The organism is uncultured Jatrophihabitans sp. (assembly GCF_964244045.1).
In the GTDB taxonomy this organism is placed as follows: Bacteria; Actinomycetota; Actinomycetes; order Mycobacteriales; family Jatrophihabitantaceae; genus Jatrophihabitans.
Genome location: NZ_CAXTHK010000025.1, coordinates 28,596 through 49,464, shown reverse-complemented (window position 1 = coordinate 49,464; position 20,869 = coordinate 28,596). Strand labels below are relative to the sequence as shown.

Genomic DNA, 20,869 nt, shown 5'->3' with positions numbered 1-20,869 from the left:
AAGCGTTCCGGGGCTAGTTGTGGATCGTGTCGGTCCGTCAGCCGCTGGGGTTGGTGACCAGATCGATCTTGGAAACCAGGTAGCTCGACTTCACCTTGTCCATCCGCACGATGGCGGCGAACTGGTCGATGCGGGGCGTGGCAGCAGCCTGATTGATGGTCAGCTGGCCGTAGACGATGGTCGTCCACTGCTTGCCGTTGTTGGTCACCGACTCCACACCGGCCGAGTTGATCTGCACGGTCTGGCTGGCTTTCAGTTGAGTTGCCGTCGGCTTGACGATTTTCTCGAGCGCCGACTTGTACTGCGCCGTCCAGGCCCCCGTGGTGCACGCCAGCCCACGCTTCTCATCGGCGGCCAGCGTCTTGTAGTTGTACGTATTGGCCACCGCCGTGCAGCGTTTGGCTGCGGCCAGCACCTTGTCGCGCGCGGTCGAGGTCGATGGCTTGGCGTACCAGACGCCGTGGGCCGCGACGGCGATGATCACGATCATGGCAACGGCGCACAGGCTGAGCACTATCGCCGGCACCCACCGCAGCCAGGCCGGCACCTCCGTGACCGTGGCCGACGCGCTGTTCGCCGCCGCCTTCAGGTCACGCGCGGACGTGGTCCGTGGTTGCCGTTTCCGCATCGACACGCTCGTGTCGGACTCGGCGGGATCGGCGGTCTGGGAGGTGTCGGTGGTGACGATCGCTGCCGCCGGCTGCGCCTTCCTGAGCCGGTGACGCAGGCCGACGTCAGCGGGTTTGACAGGTTCGCTGACCTGTTCGACCGGCGCCGGCGCGGCCTTGTGCGTGCCGGTCGCGCCGCCGATGCGACGCGCCCGACTTGCTGCCGAGGCCGCCGGATTGGGCCGGCGGACTGTCGAACCTGTCACGTCCGCCGGGGCGTCCGTACGGGCGTCCGCCTCCTCGGGCGCAGCGCCGGCTGCGTCGGACTCCGTGCTGTCAGCCACTGCGCACCAACCTGTCAACACGGACGGTCATGACACTCCCGGAGTCTGAACGTTGCTGGCCAGCCATCGCGAACCGACCTTGGTCATCGTGACCTGCAGGTTCTGCTGCGTCGGAACGTCAGGCGCGGTCGACTTGTAGCCATTGATGCTGATCAACACGACGATGGTGTTCTTGCCGGATGCACCAACGAGGGCTTGATGGGTCACCCGCGCCGTCAGGTCGAACTTGCCCTTGGTGATCGTGGCGAGCGTGAGTGCCTTCTTGCCCGCGATGTCCTTTCTCAAGGCTCCCGTTGCGCCGTTGACAGCTCGGTTGTAATCGGCGGTGTACGTCGCGCGGTGATAGGTCAGCAGGTTCGCCGTCTCGACCGCTGCGGCGGTCATCGCAGCTGTCTCACGAGCAGAGAACTGCCCGACGGCATCGTCGGCGCGGGCGCTCCTCAGTGGCGCGTAGTAGACGATGATGCCGGCGACGAACACCACGCCCGCGACGACGGCGACCAGCCACGGGGCCCACGAGCGTTCCGCGGCGCGGCCTGAGTCCGACATGCTGTTCCGATCTGTGGTGAGTACAGGACATGTATCCGGCATGCTGGGCACGGCGGAACGCCCACCTGGCTGGTGAAAACGCTACCCCTGCAGGTTGAGAATCAGTGCAGCCCGTCGGTCAGCAGGGTCAGCCAGGACGCATCGCCGAGGGCGTTCGGCTTCTGCAGGGTGTCACCCAATGTGTTGGTCGTCTGGACCCGCGGATAGGCGTACCCGCCGCCAGACACGCTGATCGGGTCGCCGCCGGGTACATGAGCCGAACCGCGCACGTTCGTCCCGCTGCTGAGGGGAGCCGTGCACTGCGCCGACACGTCCGGCGCGATCGGAGTCAGGTCGCTAGGTGGCCGCTTGACGCCGTTGTACCCCTCGCCGGCCTTCGTCGGATCGCCGCAGTCGCGCGGGTTGTTCCCTGGGTCCTGGTTGCCGGTAGGGCCCGGCTTGGTGGACAGGATGAGGCCCAGCTGCGCGGTCCCGGACTTGCGCAGAACCGACGCGCCGCCGGCGGCGAGCGCCGGATACAGCTCGAGGACCTGCTCCACTCCGTCGAGGTGGCGGATGACCTGGCTACCCGTCACCGAGAGGTTGGCGAGCACGATCCCGAGGTCGGTGCGGTTGTCTCGGACGAATGTTTGGACCGTGTTGAGGGCGGCCGGTGACTCGTCGAACAGCCGCCGGATGTCCGGGTCGCTGGTCTTCAACTGGGCGGACAACAGGTTCAGACTGCGCGTCCAGCTCCGCAACGGGTCCTGCTCGTCGAGCTGGGTCTGCAACACGGTGGCCGAGTTCTCGATGAGGGCGATCGTGTTGTCGACGTTCTGCGGTTGGAGTGCGGCGCGCAGCAGGGTGTCGCTGGCGTCGAGCAGCCGGCCGAGGTCGGAACCGCGGTTGTTCACGGCGAGGTCGAGTTCATTGACGGTCGTACGCAGGGCGTCGAGCGGGATCGAGTTGATCAACCGGTCGAGGTTCACCAGCAGGGTCTTCGTGGCCGTCGGGATCGAGTTGCGCGACATCGGCAGCACGACATCGCTGCCGTGCACGAACGGTCCGGCCTGACCCGACCCGCTCGCCGGGATCAGGTTGACGTACTGCTCACCGACCACCGAGCGGTTCGCGACCACAGCCTTCGAGTTGATCGGTACGCGCGGAGCGTTGCAGTCGTCGAGTTGCAGGTCGACCTGCACACCGTTGCGGATAAGGCGCATCGTGCCGACCTTGCCGACCGTCACACCCCGGTAAGTGACCTCCGCGTTGGTGAAGATGCCGCCGGAATCCGGGAAGTTGGCTTTGACCGTGCACCCGTCGTTGCCCAGGATGTTTTTAGCCAACCCCACGTACTCGGCCGACACGTAGGACACGCCGACCAAGGTGATGATCACGAACAGGATCAGCTGGATCTTGGTGGATCGCCTCAGCACCGCCGGCTCACTTCCCCGTACCGATGAGCTGCGGCTGGAGCTTCTTGCTCGAGCTGGAGTTCGCCCCAGCCACCGTCGGGAGCGTCGGGAGCGTTGGCGACTTCGTCGTGCACAGCAACGGCAGCTGGCTACCCAGCGCACCGCAGAGCTGGTCGGTGAGATTCAGGTTCAAGATCGCTGACAGGTTAGCGTAGTCACCCTTGACAAATTCGCGGGAACGCCCGAGCGGAAACGGGAAGGTGCCGGCGATGCGCAGCGCCTTCGGCAGATTCGCACCCGACGCCGTGAGTTGCTTCAACGGTTGGCTCAAGGACTTCAACGCGCTGACGAAGTCGGCCTGGGTGGCCGTGATGACACTGGTGGCAACCGTACCCAGCCGCGACAGGCTGGACAGTAGCGTCGTCAGCTTGCCCCGCTCCTGAGACAGCACTGCGAGCGCCGCCGGGTAGGTGTCGAGCGCATCGGTGAGGACAGTTTGCTGCCTGTTCAACGTGGCAGCCAGCGTATTCACGTCATCGAGTGCGGTGGTGATCTTGTCGCGTTGCCCGTTCAGCGTGCCGACAAACGTGTTCAGCTGCCCGATCAGGCTCCTGATGGCGCTCTCGTTGCCCTTGAGCGCGGTGTTGAGCTCGCGGGCGATGACCTGGATCTGTTCCACGCCGCCCTGGTTCAGCAGCAACGACAGCGCACCGAGCACCTGCTCGACCTCGGGAGCCGACCGCGTCCTGGACAGCGGGATGTCGGCACCGCTTTTAAGTTTGCTGGTCGACGGTGCGCCCAGTGGCTGCTCGAGGGCCACGTACTTCTCACCGAGCAAGGAGGTCTGGTTGACCTCGGCCCGGGCATTCGCCGGTAGGGAGACGCGGGAGTTCACCTGCATGGTGACCTTCGCCTTCCACCCGTCCAGCGAGATCTTGGTGACCTTGCCTTCGGCGATGTCGTTCACCTTCACCGCCGACTGCGGCACGAGGTCGAGGACGTCGTCGAAGTGCGCCACGATTGTGATCGGGTGGTCGCCGAGGTCGGCGCCTCCTGGCAGCGAGGCGGAGTAAAGCCCCTGGAAGCCACAGCCGGACAGCACGAGACTGGCTACGGCCAGCAGCGCAAGAACGCCCGAGCGCGACCGGTGGACTCGCATCATGACCCGGACCCGCCCGTCAACCCGCCGGTGAGGATGCTCAACCCGCCGCCACCGATACCGCCCGTGGTGCCGGTGCCGATAACCCCGCCAAGTCCCGCCGGCAGCGGCAGCGTGCCGCCGAACACCCCTAACAGGGTGCTGAGGTCGAGGCCCTGGCCGGACAGGGCAGCGGTACATACCTTGCCCAGCCCCTTCACGACGTTCGTGACCGCCGAGATCGGTAGGAGTTTGTCAACGATGCTCGTGTTCAACAGCTTGCACAGCTGAACCGGGTTGGTCAGTGACGACAGGTTGCTGCGCGTCGCGATCCCGCCAACCGTGGGCGAGTACGCGTGGGTGATGTTCGCCAGCGCGACCGGGGCGATGGCCAGTGTCTCCTCCAGCGAGCCCTTCTCGGCGACCAGAATTCCGGTCAGCTGCTTCAGTGACGTGATCGATGTGTGCAGCTTGCTCGCATTGTTCTTCACGAAAGTGTCCACGTTGTTGAGCGCCAACCCGAGGTCGCGGAGAGCCGCGCCGAGATCGGTGCGTTCGCCGGCCAGGTCGCCGGCAACCTGCGCCAGCTGGGTGTTGAACAGGCGAACCTGTCCGTCGCTGGTCTCCAGCGCACCGGTGAACGTCCGCAGGTTGGACACCGTTTGGAACAAGTCACCTCGGCTCGAGGACAGCGTGCGGGCAGCCTTGGACAGCTGCGTGATGCTGTTACCCAGCGCGGCGCCGTTACCCTTGAGGTTGGCGGCGGACACCTTGAGCAGGGTTGACAGGGCCCCGCTCTCCTTGCCGCCCTTGTTCGCACCGTTCGGGCCGAGCGCAACGGACAGCTGGTTCAGCGAGGCGTAGATGTCATCGAGCTCGGCCGGACCTGACGTGTTCTTGTTGGCGATCGTGCCGCCGTCGCGCATCACCGCGCCGCTCTTGTAGGCGGGCTGCAGCTGGATGTAGCGGTCCGAGACCAACGAGTTGGCAACCTCGACACCCTGGACGTTGGCGGGCAACTGGTAGCTGGAGTCGTAGGACATCGTCACCTTGACGCCACTGGGCCCCGGCTTGACGCTGTCGACGGTTCCGACGTTCACACCCAGGATCTTGACGGGTGTACCCACATAGATGCCGACGGCCTCGTCGAAGTTGGCTGACACCTTCTTCTCGCCGGAGCCCTTGAAGAACGCGTAGTAGGCGCCGGTGGCCACGATGGCCAGCACCACGACGAGAACGACGATGCGCCCGAGCCCCTTGCTCACCTTTTTCACGTCACTCACCCACCGGCAGGATCTGGCCGAGCACGCCGGCAACGCTGAGGTTCTCGATGTAGTTGTCGAACCAGCGCCCGTTGCCGATGACGTTGTTGAAGACCCGGTAGAACGGCCCGAGCAGAGCCAGGCCCCGGTCGAGGCTGTCCTGGTTGTCGTTGAGCTGCTTGAGCACCTTGTTCACCTGGGTCAGCAGGGGGTCCAGGGTGCGCTGGTTGTCGCTGACCAGTCCGCTGAGCTGGAGGGACAGCGTCTGGGTGTTGATGAGCAACGAGTGGATCGCGTTGCGACGCGCGTTCAGCTCGCCGAGCAGCAGATTGCCGTCGGCCAGCAGGGTCTGCAGATCCGCTGACCGGTCGGCCAGCACGGTGGTGACGGAATTCGTCCGGGACAGCAGGGTTCGCAGCTGCTGGTCGCGCGAGCTGATCGTCAACGACAGCCTCGACAGACCGGTGACCACCGGCTTGACCGACGACGGGGTGTTGGCGAAGTCGGCGGACAGCGTATTGAAGGCACTGGCCAGCTGGTTGGTGTCGATCTTCTGGACCGTGTCCGTGAGCGCGGTGAAGGCCGGGTACACGTCAAACGGCGACTCGGTGCGAGATTTGGGGATCGTCGAGCCGGCCTTCAGCTGCTTGGTGCCCTGCGAGTCGATTTCGACGTACTTGGCGCCGAGCAGGGTGCGCAGCTTGATCCGAGCGAAGCTTTCGTTGCCGACCCATCCGTCCTTCACCAGAAAGGTGACCTTGACGAGGCCGGCCGGCCGGTCGATGGCCACCGTATCGACCTCGCCGACCTTGACACCGGCGATGCGGACGTCGGCGCCCTCCTTGAGGTTCGCCGACGTGGTGAACATGGCCGAGTAGCTGGTGCCACCGCCGATGAGCGGGAGGCTTGCCGCGTTGAACGCTGCCACCAGCAGGACCAGGATGAACACGAGCCCGATCGCCCCGATGGGTGTCGGGTTGCGCGAGGTGAAGGACTTGCCGAGGCGCGGCGCGCGCTTCGTCTTCACGGGCTTCGTGTATTCGCCGTCCATGTCATCGCGGTTTTCGGAACCCATCAGCTGCACCTCCCGGCCGTCGTTGAGCCCTGCAAGCCGCTGACGAGCGGAGCGAGCGGGATGTTGATGCCCGTGGCGCCGGAACCGATCGTGAGGTCACCGGACACCGAGCACAGGTAGAAGTTGAACCAGGACCCGTACTGCGCGGTCCGGATCAGGCCGCCCACCGTGGGGGCCAGGTTGTCGAGCACGTACTGAATAGTCGAGCTGTTCTTGTTCAGGCTCGAGGCCAGTCCGGTGAGGTCGACGATGTCGGAACGCAGCGGCGCGCGGATCTGGGTCAACAGGCCCGCGGTAGACGTCGCCAGATTGTTGATACCGGAGATCGCGTTGCCGATCGTGGTGCGGTCCTTGGCCAGTCCGCTGACGAAGTTCTTCAGCTGGACGATGAGGTTGGACAGTTCCGTGTCACGGGCGCTGACCGCCTTCAGCACCGAGCTGAGGTTGTCGATGACTTCGCCGATGACGCGATCCTTGTCGGCCAGTGCGTTGGTGAGCGTGGCCAGGTTGCTGAGCAGCTTGACCAGTGCACCGCCCTCGCCCTGGAACGTCTGGATGACCTCGTAGGCCAACTGGTTCACCTGGGTCGGGTTCAGTCCCTGCACCAGCGGCTGGAAACCCTGGAACAGAACCGTCAGATCGACCGCCGGACTGGTCTGGGTCAGCGGGATGGTGCTGCCCGGCTTGAGCAGCTTGGCCGACCCGCCAGCGGCAGGTTCGACGTCGAGGTAGCGCTGCCCGACAAGGTTGCGGTACCGCATTGCAGCTGTGATCGACACCGGCAACGACCGGGACTTCTGCACGGTGAACCCGACCTGTGCCACCGACGTGTCATTGGCGCGACGCACGATCTTGATGCTTTCGACCGTGCCGACGCGCACCCCGGCGATGCGCACGTCGTCGCCCTCGTTGAGACCCGTGACGTCAGTGAAGTTGGCCTTGTAGCTGTGCACCGAACCGAATGACTGGTTCGAGATGGTGACGGCCAGCACGTAGGTAACCATGACGGTGATCACCAGGAACACCGTCAGTTTGATCAGCGGAGCCAGTAATCCCCTCATTTGACGACCACCTCGTGCCCGCGCATCAACGGCGCCGCGAGCAAGGTGGTACCACCGGGCACCTTGTTCGGCGTGGTGCCGATGGCCCCGGCGATCAGCGTGTTGACCATCGCCGACTCCGCGGCAGACCCGATGGAGGGGTTGGTGACCGCGGACGTCTGCGTGGCACCGCTGCAGCCTTCGGTCAGCGGGGCACCGTCGTTGAGGCAGCGGTACTTGTCCGGGATCTGGAACTTCCCGTCAACGACGGGTGTCGGGTTGTCCGGCAGGCCGAAACAGTTCGGCCCATAACCTGTCACAAGCTTCGGCTGGTTGCCCGGGACGTACTTGGTCGTGTTGTACCCGTTGTCGATGGTGATCTCGAGGTGGATCTGACTGTTGTAGATCGCCTTGCCCGCACCGTCTGCGAGGTTGCTGATCCCGGACAGCAGACAGGTGAATTCCGGTGAGTACTCATCGAGCAGCGCGAACATCTTGGCCGACTGTCCGGTGACGCTGATGAGCCGCTCGCGGTTGTCGGACAGGAAGCCGGCCACGACGTTAGAGGTGCTGGTTCCGGTCGTCAGCAGGTTGTCGAAGCCCTGTTGCTTCTGCACCACCGTGCGCACCGACGTCTGCAGGTTCTGCAAGGTGGCGAAGATGTCCGGGGCGACCTCGTTGTACTCCAACGCGACCTTGCCCAGCTTCTGCAGGTCGTCGACCAGGGCCTGGGTGTGCGGGTTGAGGATGGTCAGGTATTTGTTCAGGTTGACCAGCGTGCGGCCGAGTTCCTCGCCGCGCCCGTTGAGTGCGGTCGCCAGCGCCGTCAGTGTGCTGTTCAATTCGGCCGGTTGCACCGCGTTCAGCAGGGGCAGCAGGTCGCCGAGGACATCCTGAGCCTCGAGTGCGCCCTCCGAACGGTCTTGGGGGATCACGTCACCGTTCTTGATCGGACGCACCCCTGCCACCGTGCCCGCCGAACTCTTCGGCAGCGTCAACGAGACGTACTGCTCGCCGAACAGGGTCTTGGGCAGGATCTGGGCCTTGACGTTACTCGGGATGTCCTTGACCCGGCTCGGCTCGAGCGCCAGCGTGACACTGGCATTGGCGCCGTCGGCCTTCACAGCCTTGACGGATCCGACGATGATGCCGCGTTCCTTGACGTCGGAATCCAGGATCAACTGGTTGCCGGTGTGGTCGGCCTTCAACGTCACGTCGACCGTCTTCGTGAACGCCTTGTTGTAGATCGCGATCGACAGCGAGATCAGCGCGACCACGAGGGCGATGAACAGCAGGCCGAGCAGGCGTCGCTTGGTCTTGGTGGCGAATGACTCAGCAGGCACGTGTTACCCCGCGATCCGCACGCTGGTGGTCGAACCCCAGATGGCGAAGGACAGGAAGAAGTCCACGACGATGACCGCGACAATGGCCAGCCGGACCGCGCGGCCCACCGCCACACCGACGCCGGCCGGACCGCCCGAGGCGTTGTAGCCGAAGTAGCAGTGCGTCAGGATGATGATCACCGCGAAGACGAGGACCTTGAAGAAGGACCAGATCACGTCCTCGGGTGGCAGGAACAGATGAAAGTAGTGCGAATAGGTGCCGGCCGAGTCCTGGTAGTAGTAGACGACGATCGCGTACGACGCCAGGTAGGACGACAGCAGGCCGATGATGTAGAGCGGGATCACGGCGATGAAGCCGGCGATGATGCGCGTGGTCACCAGGAACGGCAGGCTCGGGACGGCCATGACCTCGAGGGCGTCAATCTCCTCGCTGATGCGCATGGCGCCTAGTTGAGCGGTGAACCCGCAGCCGACGGTCGCCGACAGCGCGATCCCGGCCTGCAGTGGCGCGATCTCGCGGGTGTTGAAGAATGCGGTGATGAAGCCGGAGTACGACGCGACACCCAACTGGTCGAGCGCGGCGTAACCCTGCAGACCGACCTCGGTGCCGGTGAAGAAGCACAGGAAGGCGATAACGCCGACCGTGCCACCGATGACAGCAAGGGCACCGCTGCCGAAGACGACCTCCGCCAGCAGGCGCAACGTCTCCTTCTTGTAGCGGGTGACTGTTCGTGGCGTCCAGGCCAGTGCCTTGCCGTAGAACGACATCTGGTCACCGAAGTCGTCCAGGATGCCGAGCGGCACGCTGACCAGCTTCTTGGCCGAGACCAACACGTCACTGGCCATGTCAGGTGCCCTTCGCCGGGACGACCTGGAAGTACACGGCCGTGATCACGAAGTTGGTGAAGAAGAGCAACAGGAACGTGATGACCACGGACTGGTTTACCGCGTCACCCACGCCCTTCGGGCCCCCGCCGGCGTTGAGGCCCTTGTAAGCGGCAACCACCCCGGCGATGATCCCGAAGATCAAGGCCTTGACCTCACCCGTCCACAGGTCGGGTAGCTGGGCCAGGGCGGAGAAGCTGGCCAGGTACGCACCTGGCGTGCCCCCCTGCAGCACCACGTTGAAGAAGTAGCCACCCATCACGCCGACGACACTGACCAGTCCGTTCAGGGCGACAGCGATCAGCGTGGTTGCCAGGACGCGGGGCACGACGAGCCGTTGCACCGGCGAGATGCCGAGCACCTCCATGGCGTCGATCTCGTCGCGGATCTTGCGGCTGCCGAGGTCGGCGCAGATGGCCGACCCGCCGGCGCCGGCGATCAGCAGCGCCACGACGATCGGGCTGGCTTCGCGGATGATGGCCAGCACGGACGCCGAACCGGTGAATGACTGTGCACCGATCTGCCGGGCCAGCGTGCCCAGTTCGAGAGCGATGACGGCGCCGAACGGGATCGAGACCAGCATCGTCGGGAAGATCGTCACGCTCGCAACGAACCACGACTGCTGGACGAATTCGCGAACCTGGAACGGACGCTTGAACAGCAGGCGGCCGACGTCGAGGAAGAGCGCGAACAGGCTCCCGGCGTTACGTACTCCGGCGACGGGCGACAGGCTGGGCATCAGCCTCGGCCCGCAGGCGTCGCGTAACGGTCGCTGTCGTCGGAGCCGGTATCAGAGCTACCGCCCGCGTCGTTGTTGGACTTGGCGAGCGCGTCGCGGGTCTTCTCGGCGTCGCGGTCCTCGTCCTCCATGAGCCGCTTGATGGCTTCCTGGGCCTGCTCGGGCAGCGTGTGCATCATGTCGCGGACCCGCTGCCGGCGACGGGCAACTGCCTTGCGCTCGGGCATGCCCGGCGAGCACTGCAGCTGGTTCGGCACGCCCTCGACCTCGTCGCCGCCGGCGTTGTGCCCGGCCTCGAACATGGCCCGTTCGGCCGCCATCTGCGCGGCGTCCTTCTCCTCGGACATGCCGATCGGGCCGTCCATCGTGCCGTTGAGGAACTGCTTGATGACCGGCTCCTCGCTGGTCAGCAGAACCTCGCGGGGGCCGAACATGACCAGCTCCTTGCGAAACAGCATGCCCAGGTTGTCGGGCACCGTGCGGGCCATGTTGATGTTGTGCGTGACGATGAGGAACGTGGCGTCGGTGTTGGCGTTGATGTCGAGGAACAGTTGGCTGATGTAGGTGGTGCGCACCGGGTCCAGGCCGGAGTCCGGCTCGTCGACGAGGATGATCTCGGGGTTCAGGACCAGGGCGCGGGCCAGGCCGGCGCGTTTACGCATACCGCCGGAGATCTCACCAGGCAGCTTGCCCTCGGCTCCCGCCAGGCCGACCATGTCCATCTTCTCCATGACGATGGACTTGACCTCCTTCTCGCTCTTCTTGGTGTGCTCGCGAAGGGGGAAGGCGACGTTGTCGAACAGGGTCATCGAGCCGAACAGGGCGCCGTCCTGGAACAGCACACCGAACAGCTTGCGGGTCTCGTAGAGCTTGGACTCGCTGCAGCGGGCGATGTCGACGTCGCGGATGATGATCGAACCCTTGTCGGGCTTGAGCAGGCCGATCAACGACTTGAGGAACACCGACTTGCCGGTACCGGACGGGCCGAGCAGGGCCGACACCTCGCCGGGCGGCAGGGTGAGCGTGACATCGCCCCAGATCGTCTGCCGACCGAAGGACTTCGTCAGCTCGTGGACCGCGACCTCGACACCCACTGCGACGTCCTCCTTCGGCAACCTCCGCGCCGCTATCTGGCACGACCTGCGACCTAGCACACACTGTGACGCAAACAATGTAACCAGCGAGCTACTCGTTGGTAACCGCAGCGGCGGCCTAGCTTCGCATATTTCCCGACGACACGCTCTCGCAAGTTGTCGATCAGATCAGCGCGATCTCAGTGCCTCGGGCCCAGCCGGGTGGCCGCCCGGTGGTCGCCCGGCGTCGACGGTGGGTGCGCTGTGTGACAGACCGTGCCGATAAAGTTCCGGCATGCCCGAACGACCGGCCACCGATCCGAACGCGCGGCTGCGGACGCTGCTCGACGCCAACCCGCCGGCAAGCGTGCTCGGCCTGCCCGTCGAGGCCCGCACCGCCCTGGCCGACCTGCTCGAGGACTCCCGCCGCCGTCAGTCCGAGAGTCTTGAGCAGGCGTTCACCGCCACGCTCAAACACGTCCCGTTCCCGGTGCGGGGCATCGTCCGAAAGGTCTTGCTCGGATGAGCTCGTTGGACGTGCAGGCGGAACTGCGCAAGCTCGCACACACCCTCGACGTCGACGAGTCGGCACTCACCGTCCTCGCGACGGTGCCGGCCGACGACCTGCGCATCCTGCGGGCCCAGATCGGCGAGGCGATGTTCCGGGCCGACAAGCACCACTTCACCCGCGTTGCCGCGCTGTCGAAGACGGTGCCTGCCGCAGTGACCGCCAAGCTCACCGAGGCCGCGTTGCCGCCGCTGCTCGCCGCGCGCACAGCGGAACTGCTCGAGCCCGCGCGGGCGGCCGACATGGTCACCCGCATCGGCGACCGCTACCTGGCCGACGTCTCGGCGGTCATGGACCCGGCCCGAGCGCCGGAGGTGGTCGCCGCGATCCCGCCGGAACGGGTGGCCACCACCGGCCTGGAGTTGGCGCGGCGCGGCGAATGGGTGGCCATGGGCGCCTTCGTCTCCTACATCAGCCCCGAGGCGCTGCGGGTGTCCATCGCGCGCTACGACGGCGAGCAGTTGTTGCGGCTCGGCTTCGTCCTGGACGACAATTCGCGGCTCGAGACCATTGGTGGTCTGCTCACGGACGCCCAGATCGACGACGTGCTCGCGGCGGCCTCCGCCTACCAGCTCTGGGCCGAGCTCGGGGAGCTGGTCGGGCACCTGACCGGCACGCGGCTGACCCGGCTTACCGCCCGCTACGCAGCAGCCTCGGCATTGCATCCCGCCTACGAGGCGGCCGTCGCCTCGGGCGAATTCGAGAAGGCAGCGTTCGCACGGCTCACCGCGTGATGCCGGGGCCTGCGTCGAGCGAGCTACTGGACGTCACCCGGGGTGGCGTGGTCGAGTCCCGGCACCGTGGTTCGCTCGTCCTGCTCGACGCTTCTGGGGACGTCGAGGTCGAGCTCAGCGACGTAACTGTGCCGATCTTCCCGCGCTCGGCCCTCAAGCCCCTGCAGACGGTGGCCATGCTGGCCGCCGGTTTCACCGGGTCGACGCAGACGATCGCCCTGGCGTCAGCGAGCCACCTCGGCGAGCCGGTGCACGTGGCCGGGGCACGCGCGACGCTGGCCGCTGCCGGTTTGGACGAGACCGCGCTGCGCTGCCCGCCGGACCTGCCCGCGCAGCCGGCGGCGCTGCTGGCGTGGATCCGGGACGGCGGAGGGCCGGCCGCCATCTGCCACAACTGCTCGGGCAAGCACGCGGCAATGCTGGCGACCTGCGTCACCGCGGGCTGGGACACCGCGACCTACCTCGACCCGTCCCACCCACTGCAGCAAGTAGTGGTGTCACACGTGGAGCGACTCGGCGGCTCGCCGATCACGGCGACGTCGGTCGACGGGTGCGGTGCGCCGGCGCACACGATCCCATTGCGGGCGCTGGGGCACTCCTTCGCCCGGCTGTCGACGGCGGACGCCGGATCGCCCGAGCGGGTGGCTGCCGATGCGATGCGCGCCGAACCGATGCTGGTCAGCGGCACGGCCACGCCGGTAACCGAGCTGTGCCTCGAGATCCCTGGTCTGTTGGCCAAGAACGGAGCCGAGGGCGTGTGGGCGGCGGCGCTGCCCGACGGGCGGTCGTTCGCGGCCAAGGTCGACGACGGCTCGGCCCGCGCGCTGGGTCCGCTACTCGCCACTGCGCTGCGGTACTGGGGTCACGACGGGCCGGCGGTCCGCCGCTGGGGCGCCGTGCCGGTCCTCGGCGGCGGCCGGCCGGTGGGCGTCGTCACCGCCGCGCCCTCGCTGCTGCAGCGGTTGAGCCTGCCGCCGCTCTGATCGCGGCCCGTCGGCGGCGTGCCGGCCACGGACATCGCGAAGGGCGGCCCGCACAGATGCGGACCGCCCTCGGCGTCGAACGGGTACTGCTGAATTACTTGACGGTCACCGTGGCGCCGGCGCCCTTGAGGGCCTCCGCTGCCTTCTCGGCGGCCTCCTTGTTGACCTTCTCCAGGACCGGCTTCGGCGCGCCGTCGACGAGGTCCTTGGCCTCCTTCAGACCGAGGCTCGTGAGCGTGCGCACCTCCTTGATGACCTGGATCTTCTTGTCGCCGGCAGCCTCGAGGATGACGTCGAACTCGTCCTGCTCGGCCTCGGCCTCGGCCGGGGCGGCGCCGGCCGGACCGGCAGCCGCCGGGGCGGCCGCGACGGCGGCGGTGACGTCGAAGGTGGTCTCGAACTGCTTCACGAACTCGCTGAGCTCCAGGAGAGTCATCTCCTTGAACGACTCGAGCAGCTCGTCGGTGCTGAGCTTCGCCATGATGGCGTCCTTTCTGTCGTGCCGGATGAGCCGGCGTGAGGTGGGTGCGCGCTGGTGGGACCCAGCAGCGCAGTTACTCCGCCGGCTCGGCGGAGGCTTCGGGTGCAGCGTCGGCGTCAACCGCAGCTACGGGGGCGTCAGCCGCAGGAGCAACGTCAGCTGCGGGAGCAGCATCGCCACCATCGGCCGCGGGAGCGGCGTCGGCTGGCTTCTTGTCTTCCAGGGCCTTGGCCAGGCGCGCCATCTGCGACAGCGGAGCCTGGAACAGCCCGGCTGCGCGGGACGGCAGGGCCTTCAGGGCGCCGGCCATCTTGGCGAGCAGGACCTCGCGGGACTCGAGGTCGGCGATCTGCCTGATCTCGCCGGCACTGAGCGCCTTGCCGTCGAGCACGCCGCCCTTGATGATCAGCAGCGGGTTTGCCTTCGCGAAGTCACGCAGGCCCTTCGCGGCCTCGACGGCGTCGCCCTTGACGAACGCGATGGCCGTGGGGCCGGTGAGCAGCGACTCGTCGAGCGGAACTCCCGCGTCGGCGGCCGCCCGCTTGGTCAGGGTGTTCTTGACGACCGCGTAGGTGGTCTCGCGCCCCAGCGAGCGACGAAGGTCGCTGAGCTGCTTGACGGTAAGTCCCCGGTACTCGGTGACGACGGCGGCCGACGAGCTCGAGAAGTGCTCGGTGATCTCGTCGACGGCACTGAATTTCTCGGTACTCGGCATCTGCTGCCTCCTCTCTCATGCATCGAGCCGGTTCCGTGCTGCGCACGGGTTGGCCCCAAATGCAGAAACGCCCCGGCGCAGGGCGCACGGGGCGGCGTGAGAAGCCGAACCGATGCCATCCTGCGCGGGCCGCTCCGACGCTTCGGAGCTTTGATCACGTGTGCGCACGCGACAACCAGCGGTCTTCGGGTGGATCGCGTACGAGTCTACATGGCGCCCAGGCGGCACCGAACCGCTCAGATCCGCGCGAGCACGTCGTCCAGCGCCGCCTGGTTGGCCGCAAAGTCGAACTCCCAGGGCGACTCGACGGCCGCGAATGTCTTTCGGTCGGCCGGGTGGCTGATGTCGGCGCGCGACCAGAAGTAGTGCACCGGCACGCCGAGCCCAGCACCGAACAGGTGTTCGTTACGGGCGGTGTAGGAGTGGTGCGTCAACACCAGCAGGGCTTGCAGGTGGTGCGCGAACAGCACGTTGAACAGCGCCGAACCGGCGTACCCGGCCACCACGTGCGCGCCGGCGAACAGGGTTGCCTGCTGCGCGACGTCGAGATGCTCAGGGTAGACGACCCTGAACCCGCGCTCGACGAAGAAGCGCTGCACGTCGGCGTCGTTACGGCAGACGCGCCGGGCGAAATCGCCGGAGCGACCGATGAAGATGCGCTGGCCCGAGGGTGCAGTGTCGGCGCCGAAACCGTGCGCCAGCCGCCGCCACACGTCACGCAGCTGCGGATGGACGTAGTACGGGGAGCGGTTGTGCCACATGGGCGTGGCGGTGACGAGCGAGTCGACGCGGACGGGGCGCACCGTCCGCACAATGTCGCGGGCCGCGATCCCGTAGGCCTCGGCGAAGCGGAACTTCGGTCGAGCGGTGACGTCCGGCCCGTCCTCGCGCACCCAGAACAACGCCTTCAGATCCGGGATGCGTGCCTTCGCCTCGTCCCAGCCCCACAACCGGCCGACCACCTCGGTGAGGACGTGGCCGTACTCGTCGTAGTTGGGATCGAGCAGGTAGTAGTTCCCGGGCAGCCGTTCCGTGGCGACGCGGGCGTCGGCGACGCGGGCGAATTCCCGCCCGCCGGAGACCGCGAACGGATTGTTGGGATCGGCGGCCAACGGCCAGCTGTAGGAGTCCGGCAGGATCGTGTTCTCGGTGTGCACGAGCATGTGACCGGCGAAGGCGAGATCGCCGGCGTAGTGACGCACCCGCATCGCCGGGTGGTCGATCCGTTCGTCGAGCCAGGTCTGCGGAACGGTCGAACCGTGGTGCGTCACCGGTGTGGTCGGGCGGAAGGACCCCGCCGGCAGGACCTGCAGATCCGTCCACGACAGGTCCCGATCGCGGCGCGGCAGCAGTTCGGGGATCGCCGCTTCGCGCACCTTCCACCAGTGCCGTTGCCGCTGTTGCACCAGCAGTGCGTGCGGCCCGGAGCTGACGCGACCCAGGGAGCCAGCCAGCTCGTTCGCGAGTTCGAGGTCGGGTGACGGGCCGGCCAGCGGCGTCTCGATGCGTTCGGGTGCGCTGCGCCACCAGGCCCGCAGCGTCCGGGCGCCACGGCCGTGTCCCCGACCGGTGCGACCCAAGAGGTACGCGCCGTCGCGTCGCACGTGCAGGAACAGCGCCTCCCAGACCCGGCGGTGGTCGACGCCGGGTCCGGCGAGCAGATCTACCAGCACGTCGACGGGACCCAGCGCGGCGATCGCCAGCGACGTTGCGGCGAGCTCATCGTCGTGACGGATGACGACCGTCCGGTCGTGCCTGAACGAGCGCCGCCAGAGCATCAACGGCACGCGCGTGCCGTCGACGACCAGCACCACCAGACGGTCCGCGCCGGCGGGAAGCCGATCGCCGATGTGCGCCAGCGGCCCGCCGAGCAAGTGCACCCGGCGCCGAACGGCGGCCGGTACGCGAGACATCAGGCGCCGGTGGCGTCCGCCGTCTCGAGCAGGTTGCGGGTGCGGTTGGCGTCGACCGGGATGCCCGGGCCCATCGTGGTGGCGAAGGTGACCTTCTTCAGGTACTTGCCCTTCGACGCCGACGGCTTGGCGCGCAGGATCTCGTCGAGCGCGGCAGCGTAGTTCTCGACCAGCTGCTCGGGCGAGAAGGACGCCTTGCCGATGATCAGGTGCAGGTTGGCCTGCTTGTCGACCCGGAAGCTGATCTTGCCGCCCTTGATGTCGTTGACGGCCTTCGCGACGTCGGGGGTCACCGTGCCCGTCTTCGGGTTGGGCATGAGACCACGCGGGCCCAACACGCGGGCGATGCGGCCCACCTTGGCCATCTGGTCCGGCGTCGCAATCGCGGCGTCGAAGTCGAGGAATCCGTCGGTGATCTTCTGAATGAGATCGTCGCTGCCGACCTCGTCCGCACCGGCCGCGAGGGCCTCGGCGGCTTTGTCGCCGGTGGCGAACACGATGACGCGGGCGGTCTTGCCGGTGCCGTTGGGCAGGCTGACCGTGCCGCGGACCATCTGGTCGGCCTTGCGCGGGTCGACGCCGAGGCGCATGGCAACTTCTACGGTTCCGTCGAACTTGGTGGGTGAGGCCTGCTTGGCGAGATTGGCTGCTTCGAGCGGCGAGTAAAGCTTGCCCTCTTCGAGGAGCTCGGCGGCCTTGCGGTAGGCCTTGCTGCGCTGGGTCATTGCGGTTCTTCCTTCTGCTCAGTGGTCAGGCGGACGCGATGTGCGTCCTCCCACGGTTTCTGGGTGGCTGAAATTCAGCCCTCGACGGTGATGCCCATGCTGCGGGCGGTGCCGGCGATGATCTTCGCGGCCTGGTCGATGTCGTTGGCGTTGAGGTCTTCCATTTTCGACTCGGCGATCTCACGGACCTGCTTCATCGACACCTTGGCGACCTTCTTGGTGTGCGGCTCGCCGCTGCCCTTCTCGACACCGGCTGCGGCGAGCAACAGACGCGCGGCGGGCGGGGTCTTGGTGACGAAGGTGAACGAGCGGTCCTCGTACACCGAGATCTCGACGGGCACGATCTGCCCGCGCTGGGCCTCGGTCGCCGCGTTGTAGGCCTTGCAGAACTCCATGATGTTGACGCCGTGCTGGCCGAGCGCGGGGCCGACCGGGGGCGCCGGGTTGGCGGCGCCCGCCTTGATCTGCAGCTTGATGATCGCGGTGAGCTTCTTCTTGGGTGGCATGACTGTCTTTCTTCTAGAGCTTCGACACTTGACTGAAGGACAGCTCGACGGGTGTCTCGCGTCCGAAGATCGACACCAGGACGTGCAGCTTCTGGTGCATGGCGTCGATCTCGCTGATGGTGGCCGGCAGCGTGGCGAACGGGCCGTCCATGACGGTGACCGACTCGCCGACCGAGAAGTCCACCTGGATTTCCGGCTTGTCGGCCGCGACCGCGCCGCCCTTGCCGGGCTGGGCCAGCTTCTCGGCGCGCTGGGTGGCCGGGGCCAGGATCTTGAGGACCTCTTCCAAGGTCAGCGGCGACGGGCGCGACGTGGCCCCGACGAAGCCGGTGACGCCCGGGGTGTTGCGCACGGCGCCCCAGGACTCGTCGTTGAGGTCCATGCGCACCAGGATGTAACCCGGGAAGACCTTGCGCTGGACCTGCTGACGCTTGCCGTTCTTGATCTCGACGACGTCCTCGGTCGGGACCTCGACCTGGTAGATGTAGTCCTCCATGTCGAGGCTCTGAATGCGGCTCTCGAGGTTGGTCTTCACCTTGTTCTCGTAGCCGGCGTAGGAGTGCACGACGTACCAGTCGCCGAATTGTGTCGACAGTTCGCGGCGCAGGGTCTCGACCGGGTCCTCGTCCTCGTCCTCGGTGACTGCGGTGTCGTCGGTGACTGCAGTGTCGTCGGTGACCGGGGTGTCGTCGGTGTCGGCGGCGCCTTCGGCGCTCTCGGACGCCTCGACGACGTCGGTCGCCAGGCCGCTGGCCAGCGCCGCCTCGTCCGCCGCGGCGTCGACGCTGTCGGCGGTCTCCGCCAAGCCCAGGTCGTCCAGCGCCGGATCATCGGTGCTGGGCGGCAGTTCGCTGAGGTCTAAGTCGACGTCACCGTCGTCGGCGGCGCTCTCGGTCGGCTCGTCGTCATCGGCGCCGAGCATGCGGGCTGCCGCGGACAGGTCGGCGGGGCCGGACTCTGCGGATTCGGCCGCCTCACTCGTGAGCGAGCTGCGGTCGTCGGTGGTGTCAGTCGTCTCGTCGGACGGGGAGGTCACTATGTCTCTTCTCTGCTGCGTGTTGGTCGTAGGGGCGGGCGCGTCCGGGCTAGCCGAACAGCGCCACGACCACCTTCGTGAAGCCGATGTCCAGGCCCGACACGAGCGCGACCATGATCACGACGAAGACGATGACGACGGCGGAGTAGGTGACGAGCTCACTGCGCGACGGCCAGAGGACCTTGCGCATCTCGGACACGCTCTCGCGGACAAATCGAGTCGGCTTGCCGCCGCGGCCGCGTGAGGGGCGGGCGGCGGATGACTCGGTGCGCGTGGCGGTCACGAGCTACCTCCTGCGTTGTGATGACCGGTAGGCCATCGTCGGGGACTGCTGAGCACTGCTGGAACTGCGCACGGGCGGCAGGACTCGAACCTGCAACCGCCGGTTTTGGAGACCGGAGCTCTACCAATTGAGCCACGCCCGTAGAAGGCCAGGGACGCGCGCACCTCGCCCCGGCTGCTCGGCGAGCATGCTGACGCGAGGCCACCTCGGACCCCGACGTGCCAGTCTACGGGTCCGCGCCACACGACTCCAACCCGATAGTGGCCGTGCGATCCCAGCGCCCCTTCGCTGATCAACAGCACTGAAACGTTCTCTGCGGACGTTTCAGTGCTGTTGATCAGTTGGAGGGTGTCCGTCGAGGTGCCGGTTGTCCACAGGACGTCGACCGGCGGAGCATGAAGTCCCAGATTTGATGACCATCTGGTCCATGCTCACGGCCCCAAACGGTTTGCCATTGCCGCGCATCCTGTGCGCTTCGGACACCTCGTCCCTGGGTTTCACGCCGGGCGTCGTGCGCACGGAGCTTCGATTGCAGCGCTGGCAGACGCTCACCCGTGGCATCTACCTGACCCGGCCGGACCCGCCATCGCGGGCGGACTGGATCCGCGCCGGCAGCGCTCTTGCCGGACCAGGGGCGGTAGTGAGCGGCTGGGATGTACTGCACGCCGTCGGGCTCGGCTCGTCCCGTCCACCGATTGACGAGGTCCTGATCCTGTGTCCGGCAGGCCGACACCGCGTCCGCGGCGGCGTGCGCATTCGGCCGTCAGACCGACCGCTCCTGCCCCAGCGCCTCGGTATGGCGCAACTGGGCACGATGTCGGCCGCCCCGATCGCTCGCGCCGTCGCTGACACGGCGTTGACCTATCGCACGCTCGCTCCGGTCCGAGCGCTTGTCACCAGCGCCGCCCAGCAGGGCTTGTGTTCAGTCGACGACCTGCTCGAGGAACTTGAGTCGGGCCCGCGCAACGACAGCGCTTTCTTGCGCCGCGCCCTCGAAGACGTCATCGCCGGGGCCGCATCGATCTCCGAAGCTGCTCTCGCCGAGATCATGACGGCAGCACGCCTGCCGGAGTTCGAGCTCAACGTTCCCCTCATCGACGAGCGCGGTGTTCACGTCGCGACCGCCGACGTGCTCTGGCGTTCACTTCGTGCTGTCCTCGAGGTCGACAGCCAACGGCATCACTTCTACGAGCCGCAGTGGCGCAACACGATGCGGCGGCATAACACGCTCAGTCGTTACGGTCTGACCGTCACTCACTACCCGCCGGTCGACATCCGCGACCGTCCCGACTTCGTCCTGGACGAGGTCGCGGACTGGCTGGCGGGTCGGGCCGCAGAGCTCGCGCTGCCATGGCCACCCGCGGCTCGCTGCAGCCCGAACGGCATGTGCGTTCCGTCCGGGCCGCCTGCGCCGTACTACCTCCGCACCCCCACCACCCTGCGTTGATCAACAGCACCGAAACGTCGCCTCGCGA

22 protein-coding genes and 1 tRNA gene are annotated in these 20,869 nt (G+C 66.8%); 4 read left to right on the top strand and 19 right to left on the bottom strand.

The window, feature by feature from the left end:
• Window positions 1-37: 37 nt before the first annotated feature.
• From ACFFC4_RS16865 to ACFFC4_RS16815, 11 genes are all read right to left on the bottom strand, one after another.
• Entirely contained in the window at window positions 38-952 is a 915-nt protein-coding gene (locus ACFFC4_RS16865) for a hypothetical protein (protein WP_375502967.1), read from the bottom strand.
• 27 nt (window positions 953-979) lie between these two features.
• Window positions 980-1,501, bottom strand: a complete 522-nt coding sequence (locus ACFFC4_RS16860; protein ID WP_375502965.1) for a hypothetical protein — start codon at window positions 1,499-1,501, stop codon at window positions 980-982.
• Between the two features lie 101 nt (window positions 1,502-1,602).
• Window positions 1,603-2,916, bottom strand: coding sequence for an MCE family protein (locus ACFFC4_RS16855; RefSeq protein ID WP_375502963.1), 1,314 nt, complete (start codon window positions 2,914-2,916; stop codon window positions 1,603-1,605).
• A gap of 7 nt (window positions 2,917-2,923) precedes the next feature.
• Entirely contained in the window at window positions 2,924-4,057 is a 1,134-nt protein-coding gene (locus ACFFC4_RS16850) for an MCE family protein (protein ID WP_375502961.1), read from the bottom strand.
• Window positions 4,054-5,316 carry an MCE family protein gene (locus ACFFC4_RS16845; RefSeq protein WP_375502959.1) on the bottom strand — a complete coding sequence of 421 codons (1,263 nt, stop codon included), beginning with the start codon at window positions 5,314-5,316 and terminating at the stop codon, window positions 4,054-4,056. The genes ACFFC4_RS16850 and ACFFC4_RS16845 overlap by 4 nt, the downstream gene beginning before the upstream one ends.
• Complete coding sequence (locus ACFFC4_RS16840) at window positions 5,309-6,370, bottom strand: MlaD family protein (protein ID WP_375502957.1); 1,062 nt, start codon at window positions 6,368-6,370, stop codon at window positions 5,309-5,311. The genes ACFFC4_RS16845 and ACFFC4_RS16840 overlap by 8 nt, the downstream gene beginning before the upstream one ends.
• The gene (locus ACFFC4_RS16835; protein ID WP_375502955.1) at window positions 6,370-7,431 is read right to left on the bottom strand and encodes an MCE family protein; all 1,062 of its coding nucleotides are present in this window, start codon (window positions 7,429-7,431) and stop codon (window positions 6,370-6,372) included. Before ACFFC4_RS16835 ends, ACFFC4_RS16840 begins: the two co-directional genes overlap by 1 nt.
• A complete protein-coding gene (locus ACFFC4_RS16830; protein WP_375502953.1) occupies window positions 7,428-8,753 on the bottom strand; it encodes an MCE family protein in 1,326 nt (441 codons plus the stop codon). The genes ACFFC4_RS16835 and ACFFC4_RS16830 overlap by 4 nt, the downstream gene beginning before the upstream one ends.
• 3 nt (window positions 8,754-8,756) lie before the next feature.
• Window positions 8,757-9,599: an MlaE family ABC transporter permease gene (locus tag ACFFC4_RS16825; RefSeq protein WP_375502951.1), complete on the bottom strand. Its 843-nt coding sequence runs from the start codon at window positions 9,597-9,599 to the stop codon at window positions 8,757-8,759.
• 1 nt (window position 9,600) lies between these two features.
• Window positions 9,601-10,377 carry an MlaE family ABC transporter permease gene (locus ACFFC4_RS16820; RefSeq protein ID WP_375502949.1) on the bottom strand — a complete coding sequence of 259 codons (777 nt, stop codon included), beginning with the start codon at window positions 10,375-10,377 and terminating at the stop codon, window positions 9,601-9,603.
• Window positions 10,377-11,471: an ABC transporter ATP-binding protein gene (locus ACFFC4_RS16815; protein ID WP_375502947.1), complete on the bottom strand. Its 1,095-nt coding sequence runs from the start codon at window positions 11,469-11,471 to the stop codon at window positions 10,377-10,379. The genes ACFFC4_RS16820 and ACFFC4_RS16815 overlap by 1 nt, the downstream gene beginning before the upstream one ends.
• 274 nt (window positions 11,472-11,745) lie before the next feature.
• Between ACFFC4_RS16815 and ACFFC4_RS16810 the strand changes: the two genes are divergently transcribed.
• The 3 genes from ACFFC4_RS16810 to ACFFC4_RS16800 are packed head-to-tail and all read left to right on the top strand — an operon-like array spanning window position 11,746 to window position 13,735.
• A complete protein-coding gene (locus ACFFC4_RS16810; protein ID WP_375502945.1) occupies window positions 11,746-11,976 on the top strand; it encodes a hypothetical protein in 231 nt (76 codons plus the stop codon).
• A complete protein-coding gene (locus ACFFC4_RS16805) occupies window positions 11,973-12,752 on the top strand; it encodes a hypothetical protein (protein ID WP_375502943.1) in 780 nt (259 codons plus the stop codon). Before ACFFC4_RS16810 ends, ACFFC4_RS16805 begins: the two co-directional genes overlap by 4 nt.
• Window positions 12,752-13,735 carry an asparaginase gene (locus ACFFC4_RS16800; RefSeq protein WP_375502985.1) on the top strand — a complete coding sequence of 328 codons (984 nt, stop codon included), beginning with the start codon at window positions 12,752-12,754 and terminating at the stop codon, window positions 13,733-13,735. The genes ACFFC4_RS16805 and ACFFC4_RS16800 overlap by 1 nt, the downstream gene beginning before the upstream one ends.
• A 94-nt stretch (window positions 13,736-13,829) precedes the next feature.
• On the opposite strand, the gene rplL is transcribed toward ACFFC4_RS16800, so the two are convergent.
• The 8 genes from rplL to ACFFC4_RS16760 form a co-directional block, all read right to left on the bottom strand.
• Window positions 13,830-14,216: a 50S ribosomal protein L7/L12 gene (gene rplL / locus ACFFC4_RS16795; protein WP_375502941.1), complete on the bottom strand. Its 387-nt coding sequence runs from the start codon at window positions 14,214-14,216 to the stop codon at window positions 13,830-13,832.
• A gap of 73 nt (window positions 14,217-14,289) precedes the next feature.
• A complete protein-coding gene (gene rplJ, locus ACFFC4_RS16790) occupies window positions 14,290-14,931 on the bottom strand; it encodes a 50S ribosomal protein L10 (protein ID WP_375502939.1) in 642 nt (213 codons plus the stop codon).
• A gap of 236 nt (window positions 14,932-15,167) precedes the next feature.
• Window positions 15,168-16,844: a glycosyltransferase 61 family protein gene (locus tag ACFFC4_RS16785; RefSeq protein ID WP_375502937.1), complete on the bottom strand. Its 1,677-nt coding sequence runs from the start codon at window positions 16,842-16,844 to the stop codon at window positions 15,168-15,170.
• Window positions 16,844-17,569: a 50S ribosomal protein L1 gene (gene rplA, locus ACFFC4_RS16780; protein ID WP_375502935.1), complete on the bottom strand. Its 726-nt coding sequence runs from the start codon at window positions 17,567-17,569 to the stop codon at window positions 16,844-16,846. The genes ACFFC4_RS16785 and rplA overlap by 1 nt, the downstream gene beginning before the upstream one ends.
• Window positions 17,570-17,643: 74 nt before the next feature.
• Window positions 17,644-18,075, bottom strand: coding sequence for a 50S ribosomal protein L11 (gene rplK, locus ACFFC4_RS16775; protein WP_375502933.1), 432 nt, complete (start codon window positions 18,073-18,075; stop codon window positions 17,644-17,646).
• Window positions 18,076-18,088: 13 nt separating this feature from the next.
• A complete protein-coding gene (gene nusG, locus ACFFC4_RS16770) occupies window positions 18,089-19,111 on the bottom strand; it encodes a transcription termination/antitermination protein NusG (protein ID WP_375502931.1) in 1,023 nt (340 codons plus the stop codon).
• A 49-nt stretch (window positions 19,112-19,160) separates the two neighbouring features.
• Window positions 19,161-19,394 carry a preprotein translocase subunit SecE gene (gene secE / locus ACFFC4_RS16765; RefSeq protein WP_375502929.1) on the bottom strand — a complete coding sequence of 78 codons (234 nt, stop codon included), beginning with the start codon at window positions 19,392-19,394 and terminating at the stop codon, window positions 19,161-19,163.
• Between the two features lie 69 nt (window positions 19,395-19,463).
• A tRNA-Trp gene (locus tag ACFFC4_RS16760) sits at window positions 19,464-19,536 on the bottom strand.
• A gap of 285 nt (window positions 19,537-19,821) precedes the next feature.
• Between ACFFC4_RS16760 and ACFFC4_RS16755 the strand changes: the two genes are divergently transcribed.
• On the top strand, window positions 19,822-20,841 hold the full coding sequence (locus ACFFC4_RS16755) for a hypothetical protein (protein ID WP_375502927.1): 1,020 nt from the start codon (window positions 19,822-19,824) through the stop codon (window positions 20,839-20,841).
• The last annotated feature ends 28 nt before the right edge of the window (window positions 20,842-20,869 follow it).

Bases quoted from the DNA above. Each gene is read 5' to 3' on its own strand.
- ACFFC4_RS16860 (WP_375502965.1), bottom strand. From the start codon at position 1,501: ATGTCGGACTCAGGCCGCGCCGCGGAACGCTCGTGGGCCCCGTGGCTG.
- ACFFC4_RS16850 (WP_375502961.1), bottom strand. From the start codon at position 4,057: ATGATGCGAGTCCACCGGTCGCGCTCGGGCGTTCTTGCGCTGCTGGCC.
- ACFFC4_RS16840 (WP_375502957.1), bottom strand. From the start codon at position 6,370: ATGGGTTCCGAAAACCGCGATGACATGGACGGCGAATACACGAAGCCC.
- ACFFC4_RS16835 (WP_375502955.1), bottom strand. From the start codon at position 7,431: ATGAGGGGATTACTGGCTCCGCTGATCAAACTGACGGTGTTCCTGGTG.
- ACFFC4_RS16825 (WP_375502951.1), bottom strand. From the start codon at position 9,599: ATGGCCAGTGACGTGTTGGTCTCGGCCAAGAAGCTGGTCAGCGTGCCG.
- ACFFC4_RS16820 (WP_375502949.1), bottom strand. From the start codon at position 10,377: ATGCCCAGCCTGTCGCCCGTCGCCGGAGTACGTAACGCCGGGAGCCTG.
- ACFFC4_RS16810 (WP_375502945.1), top strand. From the start codon at position 11,746: ATGCCCGAACGACCGGCCACCGATCCGAACGCGCGGCTGCGGACGCTG.
- ACFFC4_RS16805 (WP_375502943.1), top strand. From the start codon at position 11,973: ATGAGCTCGTTGGACGTGCAGGCGGAACTGCGCAAGCTCGCACACACC.
- ACFFC4_RS16800 (WP_375502985.1), top strand. From the start codon at position 12,752: ATGCCGGGGCCTGCGTCGAGCGAGCTACTGGACGTCACCCGGGGTGGC.
- rplL (WP_375502941.1), bottom strand. From the start codon at position 14,216: ATGGCGAAGCTCAGCACCGACGAGCTGCTCGAGTCGTTCAAGGAGATG.
- rplJ (WP_375502939.1), bottom strand. From the start codon at position 14,931: ATGCCGAGTACCGAGAAATTCAGTGCCGTCGACGAGATCACCGAGCAC.
- ACFFC4_RS16785 (WP_375502937.1), bottom strand. From the start codon at position 16,844: ATGTCTCGCGTACCGGCCGCCGTTCGGCGCCGGGTGCACTTGCTCGGC.
- rplA (WP_375502935.1), bottom strand. From the start codon at position 17,569: ATGACCCAGCGCAGCAAGGCCTACCGCAAGGCCGCCGAGCTCCTCGAA.
- rplK (WP_375502933.1), bottom strand. From the start codon at position 18,075: ATGCCACCCAAGAAGAAGCTCACCGCGATCATCAAGCTGCAGATCAAG.
- ACFFC4_RS16755 (WP_375502927.1), top strand. From the start codon at position 19,822: ATGCTCACGGCCCCAAACGGTTTGCCATTGCCGCGCATCCTGTGCGCT.